The sequence below is a fragment of the Rhizobium sp. Root149 genome (assembly GCF_001427345.1).
Classification (GTDB): domain Bacteria; phylum Pseudomonadota; class Alphaproteobacteria; order Rhizobiales; family Rhizobiaceae; genus Neorhizobium; species Neorhizobium rhizoryzae.
In genome coordinates, this window is sequence record NZ_LMGD01000002.1 from 73,926 (window position 1) to 90,848 (window position 16,923).

General features: G+C 58.8%; 16 protein-coding genes. 5 read left to right on the forward strand and 11 right to left on the reverse strand.

Going from position 1 to position 16,923, the window contains the following annotated elements; translation table 11 throughout:
• Positions 1-14: 14 nt before the first annotated feature.
• From ASD54_RS04000 to ASD54_RS04015, 4 genes are all read right to left on the reverse strand, one after another.
• Entirely contained in the window at positions 15-1,625 is a 1,611-nt protein-coding gene (locus ASD54_RS04000) for an ABC transporter substrate-binding protein (protein ID WP_062553337.1), read from the reverse strand.
• Positions 1,626-1,703: 78 nt separating this feature from the next.
• On the reverse strand, positions 1,704-2,417 hold the full coding sequence (locus tag ASD54_RS04005) for an HAD-IA family hydrolase (protein WP_062553389.1): 714 nt from the start codon (positions 2,415-2,417) through the stop codon (positions 1,704-1,706).
• 249 nt (positions 2,418-2,666) lie between these two features.
• A complete protein-coding gene (locus ASD54_RS04010; protein WP_062553338.1) occupies positions 2,667-4,043 on the reverse strand; it encodes an aspartate aminotransferase family protein in 1,377 nt (458 codons plus the stop codon).
• A gap of 13 nt (positions 4,044-4,056) precedes the next feature.
• The gene (locus tag ASD54_RS04015; RefSeq protein ID WP_062553339.1) at positions 4,057-4,896 is read right to left on the reverse strand and encodes a GNAT family N-acetyltransferase; all 840 of its coding nucleotides are present in this window, start codon (positions 4,894-4,896) and stop codon (positions 4,057-4,059) included.
• A 325-nt stretch (positions 4,897-5,221) separates the two neighbouring features.
• On the opposite strand from ASD54_RS04015, the gene ASD54_RS04020 reads away from it, so the two are divergent.
• On the forward strand, positions 5,222-5,890 hold the full coding sequence (locus ASD54_RS04020; RefSeq protein WP_062553340.1) for a haloacid dehalogenase type II: 669 nt from the start codon (positions 5,222-5,224) through the stop codon (positions 5,888-5,890).
• Between the two features lie 15 nt (positions 5,891-5,905).
• Entirely contained in the window at positions 5,906-7,180 is a 1,275-nt protein-coding gene (locus tag ASD54_RS04025) for an FAD-binding oxidoreductase (RefSeq protein WP_062553341.1), read from the forward strand.
• Between the two features lie 84 nt (positions 7,181-7,264).
• On the opposite strand, the gene ASD54_RS04030 is transcribed toward ASD54_RS04025, so the two are convergent.
• The 6 genes from ASD54_RS04030 to argE form a co-directional block, all read right to left on the reverse strand.
• Positions 7,265-8,722, reverse strand: a complete 1,458-nt coding sequence (locus ASD54_RS04030; RefSeq protein ID WP_062553342.1) for an NAD-dependent succinate-semialdehyde dehydrogenase — start codon at positions 8,720-8,722, stop codon at positions 7,265-7,267.
• A gap of 19 nt (positions 8,723-8,741) precedes the next feature.
• Positions 8,742-9,782, reverse strand: coding sequence for a tartrate dehydrogenase (locus tag ASD54_RS04035; protein ID WP_062553343.1), 1,041 nt, complete (start codon positions 9,780-9,782; stop codon positions 8,742-8,744).
• A 13-nt stretch (positions 9,783-9,795) separates the two neighbouring features.
• A complete protein-coding gene (locus ASD54_RS04040) occupies positions 9,796-11,259 on the reverse strand; it encodes an aldehyde dehydrogenase family protein (protein ID WP_062553344.1) in 1,464 nt (487 codons plus the stop codon).
• A gap of 172 nt (positions 11,260-11,431) precedes the next feature.
• On the reverse strand, positions 11,432-11,782 hold the full coding sequence (locus ASD54_RS04045; RefSeq protein ID WP_062553345.1) for a cupin domain-containing protein: 351 nt from the start codon (positions 11,780-11,782) through the stop codon (positions 11,432-11,434).
• Between the two features lie 25 nt (positions 11,783-11,807).
• Positions 11,808-12,731 carry a glyoxylate/hydroxypyruvate reductase A gene (locus tag ASD54_RS04050; RefSeq protein WP_062553346.1) on the reverse strand — a complete coding sequence of 308 codons (924 nt, stop codon included), beginning with the start codon at positions 12,729-12,731 and terminating at the stop codon, positions 11,808-11,810.
• Positions 12,728-13,882: an acetylornithine deacetylase gene (gene argE / locus ASD54_RS04055; RefSeq protein ID WP_062553347.1), complete on the reverse strand. Its 1,155-nt coding sequence runs from the start codon at positions 13,880-13,882 to the stop codon at positions 12,728-12,730. The genes ASD54_RS04050 and argE overlap by 4 nt, the downstream gene beginning before the upstream one ends.
• A 237-nt stretch (positions 13,883-14,119) precedes the next feature.
• Here argE and ASD54_RS04060 point away from each other — a divergent pair, with 237 nt between their 5' ends.
• Positions 14,120-15,019: a GNAT family N-acetyltransferase gene (locus tag ASD54_RS04060; RefSeq protein WP_062553348.1), complete on the forward strand. Its 900-nt coding sequence runs from the start codon at positions 14,120-14,122 to the stop codon at positions 15,017-15,019.
• A gap of 271 nt (positions 15,020-15,290) precedes the next feature.
• Positions 15,291-15,938, forward strand: coding sequence for an SOS response-associated peptidase (locus ASD54_RS04065; protein WP_244484666.1), 648 nt, complete (start codon positions 15,291-15,293; stop codon positions 15,936-15,938).
• A gap of 184 nt (positions 15,939-16,122) precedes the next feature.
• On the opposite strand, the gene ASD54_RS26860 is transcribed toward ASD54_RS04065, so the two are convergent.
• A complete protein-coding gene (locus ASD54_RS26860; RefSeq protein WP_200958435.1) occupies positions 16,123-16,290 on the reverse strand; it encodes a hypothetical protein in 168 nt (55 codons plus the stop codon).
• A gap of 173 nt (positions 16,291-16,463) precedes the next feature.
• Here ASD54_RS26860 and ASD54_RS04070 point away from each other — a divergent pair, with 173 nt between their 5' ends.
• Positions 16,464-16,811 carry a hypothetical protein gene (locus tag ASD54_RS04070; RefSeq protein ID WP_062553350.1) on the forward strand — a complete coding sequence of 116 codons (348 nt, stop codon included), beginning with the start codon at positions 16,464-16,466 and terminating at the stop codon, positions 16,809-16,811.
• Positions 16,812-16,923: the final 112 nt, after the last annotated feature.

Sequence of the window (16,923 nt, forward strand, 5' to 3'; positions counted from 1 at the left end):
TCGTCCGCTGCTTGTTAGGCATCCAGCCAGACATATTCGGCGAACGCATACCCCATTTGTCCACCCAGCGGGTTGGCTTCAAGGCCCTTCAGCTTTGCCGACAGAGCATCCACATTGGACAGGAAGACAGGGATGACGGTTCCGGCTTGCTCTGAGATCATGACCTGCATTTCATCATAGATCGCCTTGCGCTTCGCCTGATCAAGAAGACCACGCGCCTCGACCAGCATTCCGTCGAATTTCGTCGACTTGAACTTGCTCTCGTTCCACGGTGCATCGGACGAATAGAGCAGTGAGAACAGGATGTCGGGCGTCGGGCGCGGGTTGATATTGCCGAAATGCACGGGCGCCTTCAGCCAGTAATTCGACCAATATCCATCGGAAGGTACGCGTTGCACATCGAACTTCATACCGATTTCAGCGCCTGCCTGCTGAACCAGTGTGGCCATGTCAACCGACGACGTTGCGGCATCGGACGCAATAACCGGAATGGACTGGCCGACCAGTCCTGCCTTCTGGAAGTGGAACTTAGCCTTTTCGGGATCGAAGGCTTTCGGCTTCAGCTCGGCATTGTAATAGATGCTTGCGGGGGAAACAGGCTGGTCGTTGGCGAGCTCGGCAAGGCCGCGCATGACCGATTTCTGGATCTGCTCACGATTGATCAGGTTTTTCATACCGGCCACGAAATCGGCCTTGCTGCCCGGCTCCATATCCAGGCGCATGTTGAGATTGGTGTAGTTCCCGGACGTAGTCTGCGACAGGGCGAATCCCGGCTGGCTTTCGACCAGCTTCATGGAACGAGGTTTGATGGATGCCGCCAGTTGAATGTCGCCTGAAAGCAGCGCATTGACGCGCGCATTGTCGTCGCTGATGGCAAAATACTCGAAGGAATCGATGTGTGCACCCCCGGACTTGAAGTAGTTCGGGTTCTTGACGGCGACAGACTTGACCCCCGGTTCGAAACTCTCGAGCTTGAAGGCGCCTGTGCCGATGCCCTTGGAAAAATCCGTCGTGCCGTCCTGGACGATCATGAAATGATGCATCGCCAGTATGGTCGGCAGGTCGGCATTGGGGTTTGCTAGGGTTATCTCTGCAGTCAGCGGGTCGATAGCCCTGACGCTGGTGATCTGCTTTGCGATCGAATTGACCTTGGAGCCAACATCCGGGTTCAAGTGCCGCATCAAAGAGAAGACGACATCCTGAGACGATAGGGTCTTGCCATCATGGAAGGTGACGCCAGAGCGCAGCTTGACCGTCCAGACCTTCGCATCCGAACTCTCCACGCGCTCGGCAAGCTCCATTCGCGTTACGCCACTCTTATCGAGGAAAGTCAGTCGGTTGTAGAGTGCGCAACAGCGGACATAGTCCGTCGACAGCGAGGCCTTGGCCGGGTCGAGCGTGTCAGCCGTCGATGCTGACCAGCCTGCAGCCTTGAGATGTCCGCCCGACTTGGGTGTTGCGGCAAGGGCGCTGGTGGCGCGTCCGAGAATTGTAGCTCCGGCCGTCATGGCAACGCCGCCTGCCATGAGCATGTGGAGAAGCTCGCGACGCGTGGCGCCGCGGCGAATGGCGCTTTCCACCATCGCGTCGTCTGACGAAGTCCAATTGAGAGATTTGTCGGTCATTTCATTCCCCTTTTTTCGTCTGGTTATCGGGCCGCCCGTCTTGAAGCAGGCTTTGCTCGTCGTTGCGTTGAAGGTTTGTCAGCTCCGTGCGGCAGCTGCAGCATCGGCAAGGCCGGCCATGGAGGTGAAGTGATAGTCGGGTTTGGTGAACTTCGCTGGCTCGATCGTGCCGCCATAGCCGTTCACCGCATGGCGCCGTTCGATCCAGCAATTCGTCATGCCCAGGTCCCGCGAGACACCGATGTCATGATACTGGCTCTGCGCTACATGCAGGATGTCATTCTTGTCTGCGCCTTCATCGGCCACGAACTCGAAGACCTTGTGAAAGAAGGCAGGGTCCGGCTTTTCAGTACCCGTATCGTCCGCCGTAAAGGCGGCATGAAAGGGATGTCCGAGCTCGGCAGAAAAATGATCGAACGCCCAACGACGGGCATTGGTCATGGCAATGAGGCGATAGTTGCGCGCCAGTCGTGCCATGGCCTCGGCGCTATCCGGAAAGGCCTTCCACGCCTTGGCGGAATCGCGCAAGCGTTCGCCTAAGGCTTTATCGACCGGCAAGCCGAGTGCCGGGGCAATGGCCAGATAGACACGAACGAGGTCGTCCGGAAACAGATCGGCATCCTTGGCATAGCGAGCCGATCGATAGAGGCGAAGTGCTTCCTCACCATCAATCGTGACACCTGCTTCCGCCGCGATTTCGCTAAGGCAGGACGTCAGCCCGCCTTCGAAATCGATTAGCGTTCCGACGACGTCGAAACTCATGTATTTGAATTCAGGCAGCGATTTACTCAATTTCATATCCCCAGTTTCGAACGCATAGGACACCGGTTGGGCGCGCCTGACGAAAGATTATGCTGTTCTTGATCCCGAGCGACCGGGCCATGCTGGCAAGACCCTCAAATTTCAGGGATGTAGGCCTTTGCTTTCTGCGAGTTTGGCACGTCCTTCGGGTCGTTGAAGCCGAATCTTCGGCATGCCGCGGCACAAAATTCTAAAATGACGCCTTGCGCGATATTTCGGAAGGATCGACTTAACACGGCCTTATTCCTTCAATGATCGGCGGACGTCCGGATCCTCCAGCGTCTGGTCGAGCGTCTTGGCTGTTCGTTCGAGAATGGCGTCGATGTCCTCATCGGTGCAGCAGAGCGGAGGAGCATATCCCAACACACCATTGGCGAATGCGCGAATGACGAGCCCGTTGCTCCAGGCACGGTCAAATAGGCGACGCGAAGCCTGTGCTTCTGCGGGCAGAGGTGTTTTCGCCGTCTTGCTGGATACCAGTTCGATTGCCGCCAACATGCCCCGGCCCCGAACATCGCCGACCAGAGGATGATCGCGGAGCGCCTCAAGCCCGGCCATCAGCCGCGCGCCAGCTTTTACTCCGTTTTCGAGCAAGCCGCCCTCGTAAAGCCTGAGCACTTCGAGGCCCACGGCAGCGCTGACGGGATGCGCCGAATAGGTGTAGCCGTGACCGACTGCGGATGTGCCGGCGCCATCGGCAATCACCTGATAGACATGGTCCGCCATAAATACTGCACCCATGGGTACATAGCCTGAGGTGAGCCCCTTGGCGGTCGTCATGAAATCCGGAACGATCTCATCTTCCGAGCAGGCGAATAGAGGGCCCGTGCGACCAAAGCCGGTTATGACCTCGTCAGCCACGAAGAGGATATCGAGTTCGTGACAGAGATCCCGGATGGCCTTGATCCATCCCTTCGGAGGGACGATCACGCCGCCGGAGCCTTGGATCGGCTCTGCATAGAATGCTGCTACCCGGTCACGACCAACTGCCTCGACCTTGGCGCGCAGGTGGGCAAGTGATGCCTCGATGATTGATGTTGCGTCCTCCCCGACCGGGTTGCGGTAAGGATAGGGTGATGGAATTTTGTGCTGCCAGTCGAACGGGATGCCAAAGCCTGCGTGAAAGTTCGGCAATGCCGTCAGGCCGGCACCGACCGTCGACGAGCCATGATAGCCTTGTTCAATCGAGATGAACTGGTCGCGTTGGGGTTGGCCCTTGGCGATCCAGTAGTAGCGGATGAAGCGGATCGTACTATCGACAGCATCTGAGCCTCCGAGGGTGAAGTAGATGTGGTTCAGGTCCCCCGGCGCACGGTCTGCCAGCTCGGATGCAAGGCGGATTGCCGGCTCGGATCCCAGACCGAAATACGCTGTCGCATAGGGCAGTTCCCGCATCTGGCGCGACGCCGCCTCGACGATTGAATCATGGCCATAGCCTGCATTGACGCACCACAACCCCGCGAACCCGTCGACCAATTGATGCCCGGAGGCGTCAGTCACCATTGCTCCCTTGGCGCTAGCCAGCACGCGAACACCTTGCTGCTCATGACCTCGATAGGAGGCGACTGGATGGACCAGGTGAGCACGATCAAGCTCGACGAGGGAATTGTTGAACATTTTCATCTCCGGATCAGCCAAGGGCCTGATTGGCAAGGGCAAAGGTGGTAACCGTCGAGGCGACGGACAGGGTGATGACAGGCCGGGCCATGATGATCCCGCCGCCGACATGGACAAGACCGTGATCTTGGAGCCAGGGGGCAAGACCGGTTCCGGCACCGGTGTCGACACGCAGGAAGGTGCCGTTTCGACGGCTTATGAAGTGTGAGACGAGGGCTTTGGCATCATCAAGATCCGGGGCAACAACCGGGCCTATGACCTCTCCTCTTCCGAACGGGCGAATGGCGGCGAATGCTTTTGCCTTCCCCTCGCGGCTGACCACGGCATATTCGCCGATCTCGGCAAGCCGTCGAATGAGATCGCCTCGGTCGGCGCCATACGCCGCTCTGTCGAGGGCGAGGATGGTTGGAAGGTCATCAGCGGTCGCGACTTCGGTGTTCGTGGGTGCAGCAATATTAACCGCAACTCCCTGATGCTGGACAATCGCTCCCATTTCGCGAAAGCCAAGCCTTTCATAAAGTGGCAAACCCTCGGCTGTGGCGATAAGGCGTAGTGGTCGATCGCCGGCAAGCGTCATGGCGGCTGCCATGAGCCTTCGTCCAAGCCCTCGTCCACGCATGCTTTCGTCTACGATCACCATGTTGATGGTCGCGCAGTCTTTGCCATAGGGTGTCATCAGAATTGTGCCGACAACATCCCCGGAGCCCGTGACCGCGACGAAGCCCTCGCTCAAGTCCAGGGCCAGTTGCCAGTCCTCCGGCCGATGCGGCCAGTTGGACTGATGCGACAGCCGGACGGCATCATCAAGATGCTCTAGCCCCATGGGTGTGATGACAATGTCGATATTCTGCATGGTGGCGTACCTTCATTTCTGAATATGAGTGTTGCCTTCAACAGGCCGGTAGATTGTCTGAAGGCGGCACCGGCGGCGATATCTTCAGCCGTAGGAGGACGTCGGCGCCGCATCTTATGCTGCGACCTGGCGATAGGCGTTGCCGGAAGAGGTTTTGTGAACGCGATCATGAGCTCCATGCCCAACCAAATGCCATTCCGGCCTGGAGATACGGAACTTTCTGCTTTCAAATCCGGCAATTCAGTCGACGCGCTCGCCGGTGACCGACCTATGATCTGACCATCAGCAACCGGCTCCACGGCCCGGCCTATCGAGGACGACGCGCATGACAACCTTTCGCCCGAAATTCATCACCTTCGACTGCTACGGCACATTGACCAATTTCCAGATGGCGGAAGCCGCACGCGACCTCTACGGTATGCACCTTGATGAGCCGAAGATGCTGGATTTCATCAAGAACTTCGCCGCCTACCGGCTGGACGAGATCCTTGGCGACTGGAAGCCCTATGCCGACGTGGTTCACAATGCATTGGAGCGTGCGTGCAAGCGCAACGGGGTTGCCTTCAAGGACGAGGATGCCCGGCTAGTCTACGAGCGGGTGCCAACATGGGGGCCGCATGCGGATGTGCCGGCCGGGCTCGCCAAGGTCGCAAAGGAAATTCCTTTAGTCATTCTTTCCAATGCGATGAATGCGCAGATCACGTCCAATGTCGAAAAACTTGGCGCGCCCTTTCATGCCGTCTACACTGCGGAACAGGCAAATGCCTACAAGCCGCGTTTCCAGGCATTCGAATACATGTTCGACATGCTCGGCTGCGGGCCGCAGGACATCCTCCATTGCTCATCCTCCTTCCGCTACGACCTGATGTCTGCCCATGATCTTGGGATCAAGAACAAGGTTTGGGTCAATCGCGGCCATGAGCCAGCCAATCCCTATTATGGTTATGTCGAGATCTCCGACATCTCCGGCCTGCCTGGCGTCGTTGGGCTCTAAGGAAAGACGAGACCCATGAAATACCTGTCCTACTGGCACGATACGGCATCGGCCTTCAATGGCGCAGTCGAAGGACCGATCGAGGGGCACTATGACGTCGCCGTGATTGGTGCAGGCTTTACCGGGCTTGGCGCGGCGCGGCAGCTTGCAAAGGCCGGGACGAAGGTGATCGTGCTGGAGGCGGACACCGTCGGCTCCGGTGCCTCGGGGCGAAACGGCGGCCATCTCAATAACGGTCTGGCGCATAGCTACCTCGCGGCGAAGGCTGAGATCGGCAAGGAGCGCGCCATCGCGCTCTACCAAGCCCTCGACGCTTCGATCGACACGCTGCAGACAATCATCACCGAAGAAGGCATCGAGTGCAGCTTTCGCCGGGCCGGCAAGCTGAAGCTTGCCTCCAAACCACAGCATTTCGAAAGTATCTCGAAGAATTTCGAAGCGGTACATGCTGAGGTGGATGCGGATACGGCGTTGCTTTTACCCGCCGACCTCAGAGAGGAAGTAGGGTCGCCCTTCCACGGAGCCATGCTGTCGAAGAAGAGCGCGATGATGCATATGGGGCGTTATGTCACCGGTCTCGCTGGGGCGGCAAATCGTAGTGGTGCGGTTATTGCCGAAAAGGCTGCGGTCAAGGAGCATGGCCAGGCCAAGGGCCGACATGTGCTGAAGACCGCGAGGGGCATTGTGACGGCAGATCAGGTTCTGGTCGCAACCGGCGCATACACCACCTCTAATTTCGGTTATTTCCGCCGCCGCATCATCCCGGTCGGAAGCTTCATCATCGCCACTAGGCCGCTGACGGATGCTGAAGTTGCGGCTACCATGCCCGGCAACCGTACCTGCGTGAATTCGATGAATATCGGCAATTACTGGCGACTTGCTCCGGACAACCGTTTGATCTTCGGGGGCAGGGCGCGATTTTCGGCGACTTCCGATCAGCGATCAGACGCCAAAAGCGGAGCGATCCTGCGCGACAGTCTTGTGCGCATCTTCCCGCAGCTCGCGCATGTCGAGATCGATTATTGCTGGGGCGGGTTGGTTGATATGACCAGCGACCGCTTCCCGCGCGCGGGCTATCAAGACGGCATCTGGTACGCGATGGGCTATTCTGGGCATGGCGCGCAACTTTCCACCCATCTGGGCATCACATTGGCCGATGCCATGCTCGGGCGGCCGGACAAAAATCCGCTCAAAGGCCTTGATTGGCCAGCGGTTCCGGGGCATTTCGGCAAGCCTTGGTTCCTGCCTCTTGTCGGGCTCTATTACAAGGCACTCGACCGGTTTCAGTGACGCATGGACCGGTCTGGGTGTGTCGAGCAAAAAGGGAGTTGCCTTGGCGCTTCCCCTTTCGCGTTCGCGCAGACCAGGAAAGGCTCAACTCAGCCCGCCGATGTGGAAGGATTTCACTTCCAGATACTCCTCGATACCAGCCCTCGAACCTTCACGGCCGAGACCAGACTGTTTGACGCCGCCAAACGGTGCGACTTCTGTCGAGATGGCACCGGTGTTGAGGCCGACCATACCGAATTCCAGCGCCTCGCCAACGCGCCACGCGCGTTTCAGGCTTTCCGTATAAAAATAGGCTGCAAGCCCATAGGGAGTGCCGTTTGCGATCGCGAGGGCTTCCTCTTCGGTTTCGAAGCGGAAGAGCGGCGCCACGGGCCCAAAAGTCTCCTCGTTGGCAAGCTGCATGTCTGTCGTGGCGCCCGTGAGCACCATTGGCGCGGCATATTGTGCACCGCCCGGCATGTTCGTGCGGGTGGTGACAATCTTGGCACCCTTGGCAAGCGCGTCGTCAACGTGGCGGTTGATCTTGGCGATGGCGGCCTCGTTGATCATCGGCCCGATCGAAATACCGGGTTCGGTACCGGGTCCGACCTTCATGGCATTGACGCGGCTGCTGAGTTTTTCAGCGAAGGCATCATAGACCCCGGCTTGCACGAGCAGACGGTTGGCGCAAACGCAGGTCTGGCCGCCATTGCGAAACTTTGACGCGATAGCGCCTTCGACAGCAAGATCGAGATCCGCGTCGTCGAAGACGATGAACGGCGCATTGCCACCGAGTTCGAGCGACAGGCGCTTGACGCTATCGGCCGCGCCGCGCATCAGCAGGGAACCGACACGGGTCGAACCCGTGAACGAAATCTTGCGTACCGTCTCGTTCGCCATGATCTCGTTGCCGATGTCGGCCGGCATCCCGGTAACGATGTTGATAACGCCTGCGGGAATACCTGCTTTCTCCGCAAGCCAGCCGATTGCAAGGGCCGAATAGGGCGTGAATTCGGACGGCTTGATGACAATGGTGCAGCCAGCGGCAAGGGCAGGAGCGACCTTGCGGGTGATCATTGCGTTCGGAAAATTCCAGGGTGTGATGATGCCGCAGACACCGACCGGTTCCTTCAGGACGACGATCCGTCGATCTGGTGTGGGGGAGGGAATGGTCTGCCCCTCGATGCGCCGGGCTTCCTCGGCGAACCATTTGACGAAGGAGGCACCGTAGCGAATTTCACCGCGCGCTTCGTCCAGCGGCTTGCCCTGTTCGATTGTCAGTATCAGCGCGAGATCCTCGATATGTTCGAGCATCAGCGCTTGCCAGGCTTCGAGCAGTGCGGCCCGCTCTGCGTGAGTCTTCTTCCTCCAGGGGCCGTAGGCGCTAGCGGCCGCCTCGATCGCCATCCGCGTTTCTGTCGCTCCCATGTCCGGCACGGTGCCGACTACGGATTGGGCGGCAGGATCAATCACATCGATACTCCGGCCGGATGCCGCCAACATCCACTGGCCGCCGATCAACGCGTTTTGCCGGAAAAGGCCTGGTTCTCTTAGGTTCTGCATTTCTCTGTCCTGTCGCTAATCATAGAGCCGCAAGGATCGCTGCGGTGATTGCCTCTGTCCGGTCCTTGCCGGGAATGGTGCCGATCTCGCTTGCTGTCGTGCGTTCTACGGCTGACATGATGGCCGCTGCAGCTTCCGTTTCCCCCAGATGGTCCAGCATCATCGCGCCGGACCAAATGGTGGCGATCGGATTGGCGATACCGAGATGGGCGATATCAGGTGCCGAGCCATGTACCGGCTCGAACATCGAGGGCGCGCTCTTGTCTGGATTGATGTTCGCCGAGGCTGCAAATCCAAGTCCACCCTGAATGGCTGCGCCTAGATCGGTGAGAATGTCGCCGAAAAGATTGGAGGCGACGACGACATCAAGGCTTTCTGGCGCCATTACCATGCGTGCCGCCATCGCGTCGATGTGGTAGCTGGTGACCTCGATGTCAGGAAATTCGGCGGCCAGCTGCCGGGTCACTTCGTCCCAGAATACCATAGAGTATTTCTGCGCGTTCGATTTGGTCACCGAGGCGAGTCTCCCGCGGCGTGTGCGGGCTTGTTCGAAAGCGAAACGCAGGATGCGTTCGACACCGATACGAGTGAAGATCGAGGTTTCGACCGCCACTTCATCGGCTGTACCCTGATGGATGCGGCCACCGGCGCCAGAGTATTCACCCTCAGTGTTTTCACGGATGCAGAGGATGTCGAAGGCATCTGCCTTCAGCGGACCCTGCACGCCTGGTAACAACCGATGCGGACGAATATTGGCGTATTGTACGAAGCTCTTGCGGATCGGCAGCAGAAGACCGTGCAGAGAAACCGCGTCCGGCACTTCCTGTGGCCAGCCGACAGCACCAAGCAGGATGGCATCGAAGCGACGTAGTGTTTCGATGCCATCCTGCGGCATCATCGCGCCCGTTTCCTTGTAGAAGGCGCAGGACCAGGGAAATTCGGTGCAATCGAGCGCAAAACCGAGCGAATTGGCAGCTTTCTGCAGTACCGACCACGCAGCGGCGGTGACATCGCGTCCGATGCCATCACCGGGAATAAGAGCAATGCTGTGGGTTTTCATGGTGGTTATATCCTCAAAGTCTGATCAAGACGCTCTTGCTCTTGCGATTGGCATGGAAGGCTTCGCGACCCAGATCCTTGCCGATACCTGATTGCTTGTAGCCGCCGGTTGGAAGGATATGATCGCGTGAACGGCCATAGCGGTTGACCCAGATGGTCCCAGCCTGAAGTTTCCGAGTGATACGGATTGCACGAGAAAGGTCGCGGGTGAAAAGGCCGGCGGCAAGTCCATAGGTGGGGTGCGCAGCTAGCGACAGAGCTTCTTCTTCGTCACGAAAGGTCTGAAGTGTCAGGACAGGGCCGAAGATCTCCTGGGTCACGGCTGCCGATTTTTCGTCGACGCCGGCAATCAACGTCGGGGCATAGAAGTAACCCGGGGCATCCATCGGCAGACCACCTGTAAGACATTCGGCGCCGGCGGCAACAGACGCGCAGATGATCGAATGAATACGCTGGCGCTGCTGATCTGAAATGATCGGAGAATACTGCGCCGCCGCATCCCAGGTTGGCATGGGTCGAACAGTATTCATGTGGCGAAGAATTGCGTCGACAAGTGGCGCTGCGACACTCTCTTCGACGATGAGGCGCGATCCGGCAACGCAGGCCTGTCCGGCATTGCTGATGATGCTGGTGGTGATCGCGGCTGCCGCCTTGTCGAGATCGGCATCTGCAAAAACGAGTTGAGGACTTTTTCCACCAAGCTCCAAGGTCATCGGCTTTATGCCCGTGCGGGCGACATTCTCCATGATTGCCGAGCCTGCGCGCGAGGAACCGGTGAAACTGACCTTGGCGATGTCGGGATGGCCGGTGATGGCATTGCCGGTCAATGGCCCATCCCCCAGGACAACATTGATCAACCCGGCTGGCATACCGGCGCGAACAGCAAGTTCCGCGAGATAGACGGCGGAAAACGGTGTCATTTCGGATGGTTTCAGCACCACGGCATTGCCTGCGGCGAGCGCTGGTCCGAGTTTCCACGCAGCCATGGAGATGGGAAAGTTCCAGGGCGTAATGGCGCCGACTACGCCATAGGGTTCGGTCATGATCATTCCGAGATTGCCGTCATCGGTCGGCACCAGGTCGCTGCCTTCCTTGTCGGCGAATTCAGCGAAGAAGCGGATTTGCTCGGTCGAGATGGCGATGTCGCCTTCAATCAGATGGCCGACTGGCCGGGTCGATGAAAGCGCCTCCAGTCTGGCCAGCGTGACCGCTTCCGTCTCAATCAGATCGGCCCACCTGTGCATCACGTTCAGCCGTTCGCGCGGACGAACCCCTCCCCAATTGCTTCTCTTGAGTGCGGTCTTGGCGGTCTCGACCGCACGGTCAACCATATCGGCGTCGGCTCGGGGGCAAAGAGCATATGCCTTGCCATCGGAAGGTCGATGCATCGGGATGACGCCATCGGCCGTAATGAGGCTTTCTCCGATGAAATGCCCGCTCGGCAGGGACAGACTGTCTGGATCGAAACTCAGAGTCATCAGGATTACCTCGGATCGCTATTTTGGGAGGCTACCGGATTGGTCCGAGTAGCTTGCCCCTATCACGGCAGGGGCGGCGGACGAAAACCCTGTTTTGGGGCCGCCGCGCAGCTTAATCTTCGGTGCTTTGTTGCTGCAGCTGCGGGATCTTGAAAGCCGCTGCCTTCCGCCTTCAAGCGGTTACGTAGACCTTGCGGACTGTCTCGATGGTCCGCCATGTGCCCACGAACCCGGGCTTCATGACGAAACTGTCACCGGCCTTGTAGGTTACCGGCTCACCGCCTTCCGGCGTGATTTCCACCAGGCCCGAAAGGATATGGCAGAATTCGAAGGTCTCGCCCTTGATCGAATGGGTCAGTCCCGGCGTTGCTTCCCATACACCCGTGTGGATGGTCTCGTTGCGGGCACTATCCTGCGCCCAGGTCTTGAAGGTCGGACTTCCGGAGATCAGCCGTTCCGGGGAAGGCGTGGATTCGCGCGGAGCAAAGGATGGGGTCGGGTCGATGGTTTTTAGAAGCGACATGGATTTTCCTTTCGGGTTGTACAAGTCAGTATCCGCGACGGCGGTCTACAAGACCTGTCGGATCGAGACCGGAGCGCAGGCGTTTGATGTTGTCGATGACGGCTTTCGCTGCGGAACGGGGCTGCGTGACACTCGCCACATGCGGTGTCAGCAGAATACGGGGATGGCTCCAGAAGATATGGTCCGATGGAAGTGGTTCTGGATAGGTGACATCGACGACAGCGCCGGAAAGATGGCCGCTGTCGAGGGCTGAGATGAGTTCGTCATGGTTGAGCTGTGGTCCCCGGCCCGTGTGAACGAGGCTAGCTCCACGTGGCAGATGGCTGAAGAGATGCGCATTGAGCAAACCGCGCGTTTCGACCGTTAGCGGAAGCAGGCAGATGAGAATGTCGGTTTGAGACAGCATCCGTGTCAGGCCGCCGTCTGCGGTATGACACGTTACGCCCTCAATCTCGCGTGGCGACCGGCTCCAGCCCGAGAGTTGGAAACCGAAGGGTTTCAGTCGCTCGAGCACCGCCTGCCCGAGCATGCCAAGGCCAAGGACGCTGACGCGTCGCTCAGGCGCCTGCACCGGGGCAATGCCTTGCCAAAGCCCGGCTCGCTGATGGTTCAGATAGGCCGGCAGGTCGCGGTGCAGCGCGAGCACGGCAAGCGTCACGTATTCCTGCATCATGCGAATGATGCCTTCCTCCACCATGCGCACAACCTTGACGTCAGGGGGTACATCGGCGATGCGGAACTGGTCGACGCCGGCGCCGATGGAAAACAGCACTTCGAGATTGCGGTAGCGCGGCAGGTTTTCCGGAACGGTCCAGGTGATCAGGTAACGCACGGAGTCAGGGTCAACTGTCTCGGGGTCCGTGGAAAAAGGCACATCCGGCAAATCCCGCGCAAAGGCTTCCTGGAAGATGGCGCCACGGTGGGCGTCAGAGTGAAATAGGAACGTCATGGGCAAGGGTCCATTCTGTGGGGAATCTGGGCACAGCAGCGCTTGCCGAGCGCCTCGATCATTGATTGGCAAGCGGAAAGCTCGCGTGTGAGGATGAATTCGTCCGGCTTGTGAGCGCGGCTGATGTCGCCTGGACCGCAGATGATCGCGTCTACGCCTGCTGCCTGGAACAGTCCTGCTTCCGTCCCATAGCTGACGGCGGCGAGCGGCTCCTGGTCGGTGAGTTCCGCCAGAAGATTGGCAAGATCGGTGTGGCGCGCCAAGGAAAGGGCAGGATAGGCGCTCAGTTCCTCCCATTCGACACCAATGCCGGATGTGCGTAGTGCTTCTGCGACCATGCGGATGGGCTCAAGGAGGGTGGCGGGATCGATCCCGGAGATCGCGCGCGTTTCGATGTCCAGCGTGCAGTGATCGGCAATAATGTTGAGCGCCTGCCCACCCTGGATCAAGCCGGCCTGCAACGAAGAATAGGGTGGGTCGAAAATCGGGTCGAAAGGGCCGTTTGCAAGAGCGTGTGCCGCCGACACAGTCGCTTGTAACACCGGTGCCATGGCATGGACGGCATTCACGCCGAGATCTGGTCGGGAGGAGTGACCAGATCTGCCCCGCAGTACGATCCGGGCCGCCGCCTTGCCCTTGTGCGCAAGAATTGGCCGCATGCCGCTGGGTTCGCCGATCACCGCGCCCAGCGGCGGCACACACAATTTGGGCAATCGAGAAAGGAGATGTGGCACCCCGCGACAACCGGCCTCTTCGTCATAAGAAAATGCGAGATGGATAGGCCGGATGAGGGGCAATGCGACAAGCGCGGGAACGGATGCCAGCACAGCGGCGAGAAACCCCTTCATGTCGGTGGTGCCGCGGCCATAGAGCCGTTCTCCGTCGATGCGCAGGACAAAGGGGTCGCCCGTCCAGGTCGTCTCCTGCGCGGGGACCACGTCCATATGACCGGACAGGATATAGCCGGCTTTGTCCGATGGGCCGATGGAGGCGAAGAGATTGGCCCTGTCACCCTCCGGTCCGGGAAGAACATGGGCGAGGATGCCGAAGCCTTCGAGATAGGATCTGATCCACTCGACGATCGCGTCATTGGACGTGCCGACGACCGACGGGAAGCCTACCAGCGCCTTCAGGATCTCGGTGGCATTCATCGCGCTGTCCTCATGCGGATTTTGGCACCGAGTTCGGTGCCTGGTATTGGTTCGACTTGCAAGATTAAGTGCGAACGGCATGAATGGCTGCCGAAAGCGACCGCCATACGATCAATTCTTGTGCCGGAGCGGGCCGTAGAAGCGGAATGTTCTGCAAGGGATGGCTAAGATGCTCGGACGCGAGGTCGTTGTGCGGGCGATGGGCAGATAGGCCATGGAGCACAGGAAAGGCGAACGATGGATTTGAAAGTGCCGGAAAAATTGCATGTCGATGCATTTCAGGTGCATTTCGCCGACGTGGCCGATGTCGACCTGGAGCAGTTGCATGCTTTGTCCATCGCGGTCGGCTGGCCGCACCGAGCAGAGGACTGGCAGGCTCTGCGAGACCTTGGACACGGTTTCGTGGCTCTGGACGACATCGATCGTGTTCTGGGGGCGGCCATGTGGTTCCCGCACGGCGAGACCTTTGCAACGCTTGGCATGCTGATCACGTCGCCGCGGCTGCAGACGAACGGGGCGGCAAAATGGCTGATGCAGCGTATCTTGTCCGAGTGTCCCGGCACGAGTTTCCGGTTGAATGCAACGCGCGCCGCGCGCCGCCTCTATCGTTCGCTGGATTTCGTGCAGCAGCGAACCGTTTTTCAGTGCCAGGGGAAAGCCCGCAAGCCGGGTCCGGCCCACGAACTGCCTGCCGGATGCGACCTTCGACGGCTCCGGGCAAGTGACCTTGATGCGGTGATCGCATTCGACGCACCGGCCTTTGCCGTTCCTCGTCCGGTCCATCTTGCCAGCCTGTTCGAGAGTTCGCTCTGCTACGGACTGTTTCGCGGCGAGGCGTTGGTGGCCTATTCCATGAGCCGCGCCTTCGGACGGGGCCACGTCCTGGGTCCGATCGGAGCCTTGTCGGTGGACGAGGCGATCGCCGTGGCCCGACCGCATGTGGACGCCCATACCGGTCGTTTCCTGCGCGTCGATACCCATTTCGGCACCGGTCCCTTCGCAAGCTTTATCCAGGACTGCGGCCTGCCGGTCTTTGATACCGTGACGACCATGACGCTCGGCGAAGGTGTCGATTACGGAACCGTCGGTGACGACAAAGGCGCGCTGTTCGCGCTCGCCTCGCAATCAATGGGATGACAAAGCACTCCCTCGTTTAAGGGTTGGTTTCCTGGCTGATCGACTGACTAGATAGCATTGGCACCAAAGTTCCATAATTTGGCCTATCTGATTTTTGCTAAGCTATTGATGTAAAAGAACGATATAAGGAGAGTTGGGCGTTTTGTGCTTGAGCGTGCCCCTGCCCCACTCTCCTCCGACCCTGATCAGGTTTCGTTTATTGCTCAGGGTAAGAACGCCCTGCCGTTGAAACTTTAGTCCACCACCGCAATTGTCGTCACAAGGCTTCCTAGTGCGTGCGCTTGCGGCCGAAAGTTTCAGATCCAGGAGACAGGGGCAGCTAATGTGCGGTCGGTTTACCAACACGATGACTTGGGCCGAGATCCACGCCCTTTATAATGTACACGTGGAGGCCCCGCCTTCGTCGAATATGCCGCCGCGGTACAACATCGCGCCAACACAGAGCGTCTATTTCGCCCACATGGACAAAGCCGGCGACATCGATATTGACTACGGGCGCTGGTGGCTCGTCCCCTTCTTCGCGAAAGAGCTGCCGAAAGCGGCAATGTTCAATGCCCGGATTGAGACAGTCGACACGTCAGGGGCATTCCGAGAGCCTTTCAAGTCGAAGCGCTGCCTCATTCCGGCTGATGGTTACTTTGAATGGACCACAAGCGAAGAGGATGGAAAAAAAGACCCATGGCTGTTGCAGCTCCCTGAGGGAAAGCCTTTCTCCTTCGCCGGGTTATGGGCGTATAACGACAAGCTAGGCGTCACCAGCTGCACGATCATCACAGCGCCAGCCGGCGACCACATCGCTCACATTCATACGCGAATGCCCGTCATTCTGGATCCATCTGCCTATGAGACCTGGTTGGATGCCTCTGTTCAGGGTGCTGACGCGAATGCCGGGTCTCGATCATCTCACGGATCTTCATGAGAGCCGCCCTCCCCGCTGCCATGGCGGCTGCCCGGCCATCCCTGGATCCTGTGAGCTGTTTGGCAATCTCATCAGCGTTGACCCAAGCACCGTCGAGCTGCAGCTTGGCATACGCCGATGACTTGCCCGATCCGTTGGGACCGCCAAGAACGATACAGGTTGGCTGGGACAAAGAGTGACGACCTCAGGCGGCAGAAATGCGCTTTCTCTGCTCAAATGTTGCCTGATCCTCGGCCTCATTCTGGAGGTCACGAGCGGAGATCGGCAGTCCCAAGCGACGGCTCTCGGAAATCGCTTCGCGGCCGATCTGCTTCAGGGCTTCCTTGTTCTCGTCAAACTTCTTCAAGAGCATTTGCGGTCTCCTAAGGAAAGAATATAGCGCAGAGCAAGCCCGTCGGCAAATCAGGACTTTCCCAGATGAAGGCGTCAGGCGACGCGATCAAAAGCTGCAGATCTGCTCTTTGCGCGTCTAGAAAGAGGATGGTACCCTTCTGAATCCGTTGCAACGGGAAGGATGATCACGCCATGATAGACGAAGTAGTCGACCTTTCGAAAACGCTGGTTTGGACTGTCGGAATGATCACGCAAGCCGGTCCTGATGAACGTAAGAGAGTAGTCAATGCTTATCGCGAAGCGCAGGACCTGGTTGCGCAGATCCCCAAAACCGACGAAGGCGCACGGCCTCGTATTGTCGCTTGCTTCCATCGCTCGGATAAATACCGCGCTGTCGAAGATATCGCCTGCGTTGGCTGGATCCTGACGGCGATCGAGGAACGCGTTAATGAAGGCGACCTTCCCGATTGGCGAAAGCTTCGCAAGGTCGTGAAGAACGCGGTGAAGCTCCTGTCGGACCCTGCCCCGACGCTTCACTGAATGCAGTCAGGTCCGGCACACATCCGATGGTTAGACATTGCTTTTGGCCTGGTGATGCGGAACGGTTTTGGCGGGGGAAGTCGGTCCCGGCTTCCGCTTCGCGGCGCTATGC

Coding starts and splice junctions, on each gene's coding strand:
- ASD54_RS04000 (WP_062553337.1), bottom strand. CDS start 1,625: ATGACCGACAAATCTCTCAATTGGACTTCGTCAGACGACGCGATGGTG.
- ASD54_RS04010 (WP_062553338.1), bottom strand. CDS start 4,043: ATGTTCAACAATTCCCTCGTCGAGCTTGATCGTGCTCACCTGGTCCAT.
- ASD54_RS04015 (WP_062553339.1), bottom strand. CDS start 4,896: ATGCAGAATATCGACATTGTCATCACACCCATGGGGCTAGAGCATCTT.
- ASD54_RS04020 (WP_062553340.1), top strand. CDS start 5,222: ATGACAACCTTTCGCCCGAAATTCATCACCTTCGACTGCTACGGCACA.
- ASD54_RS04025 (WP_062553341.1), top strand. CDS start 5,906: ATGAAATACCTGTCCTACTGGCACGATACGGCATCGGCCTTCAATGGC.
- ASD54_RS04030 (WP_062553342.1), bottom strand. CDS start 8,722: ATGCAGAACCTAAGAGAACCAGGCCTTTTCCGGCAAAACGCGTTGATC.
- ASD54_RS04035 (WP_062553343.1), bottom strand. CDS start 9,782: ATGAAAACCCACAGCATTGCTCTTATTCCCGGTGATGGCATCGGACGC.
- ASD54_RS04040 (WP_062553344.1), bottom strand. CDS start 11,259: ATGACTCTGAGTTTCGATCCAGACAGTCTGTCCCTGCCGAGCGGGCAT.
- ASD54_RS04045 (WP_062553345.1), bottom strand. CDS start 11,782: ATGTCGCTTCTAAAAACCATCGACCCGACCCCATCCTTTGCTCCGCGC.
- ASD54_RS04050 (WP_062553346.1), bottom strand. CDS start 12,731: ATGACGTTCCTATTTCACTCTGACGCCCACCGTGGCGCCATCTTCCAG.
- argE (WP_062553347.1), bottom strand. CDS start 13,882: ATGAATGCCACCGAGATCCTGAAGGCGCTGGTAGGCTTCCCGTCGGTC.
- ASD54_RS04060 (WP_062553348.1), top strand. CDS start 14,120: ATGGATTTGAAAGTGCCGGAAAAATTGCATGTCGATGCATTTCAGGTG.
- ASD54_RS26860 (WP_200958435.1), bottom strand. CDS start 16,290: ATGCTCTTGAAGAAGTTTGACGAGAACAAGGAAGCCCTGAAGCAGATC.
- ASD54_RS04070 (WP_062553350.1), top strand. CDS start 16,464: ATGATAGACGAAGTAGTCGACCTTTCGAAAACGCTGGTTTGGACTGTC.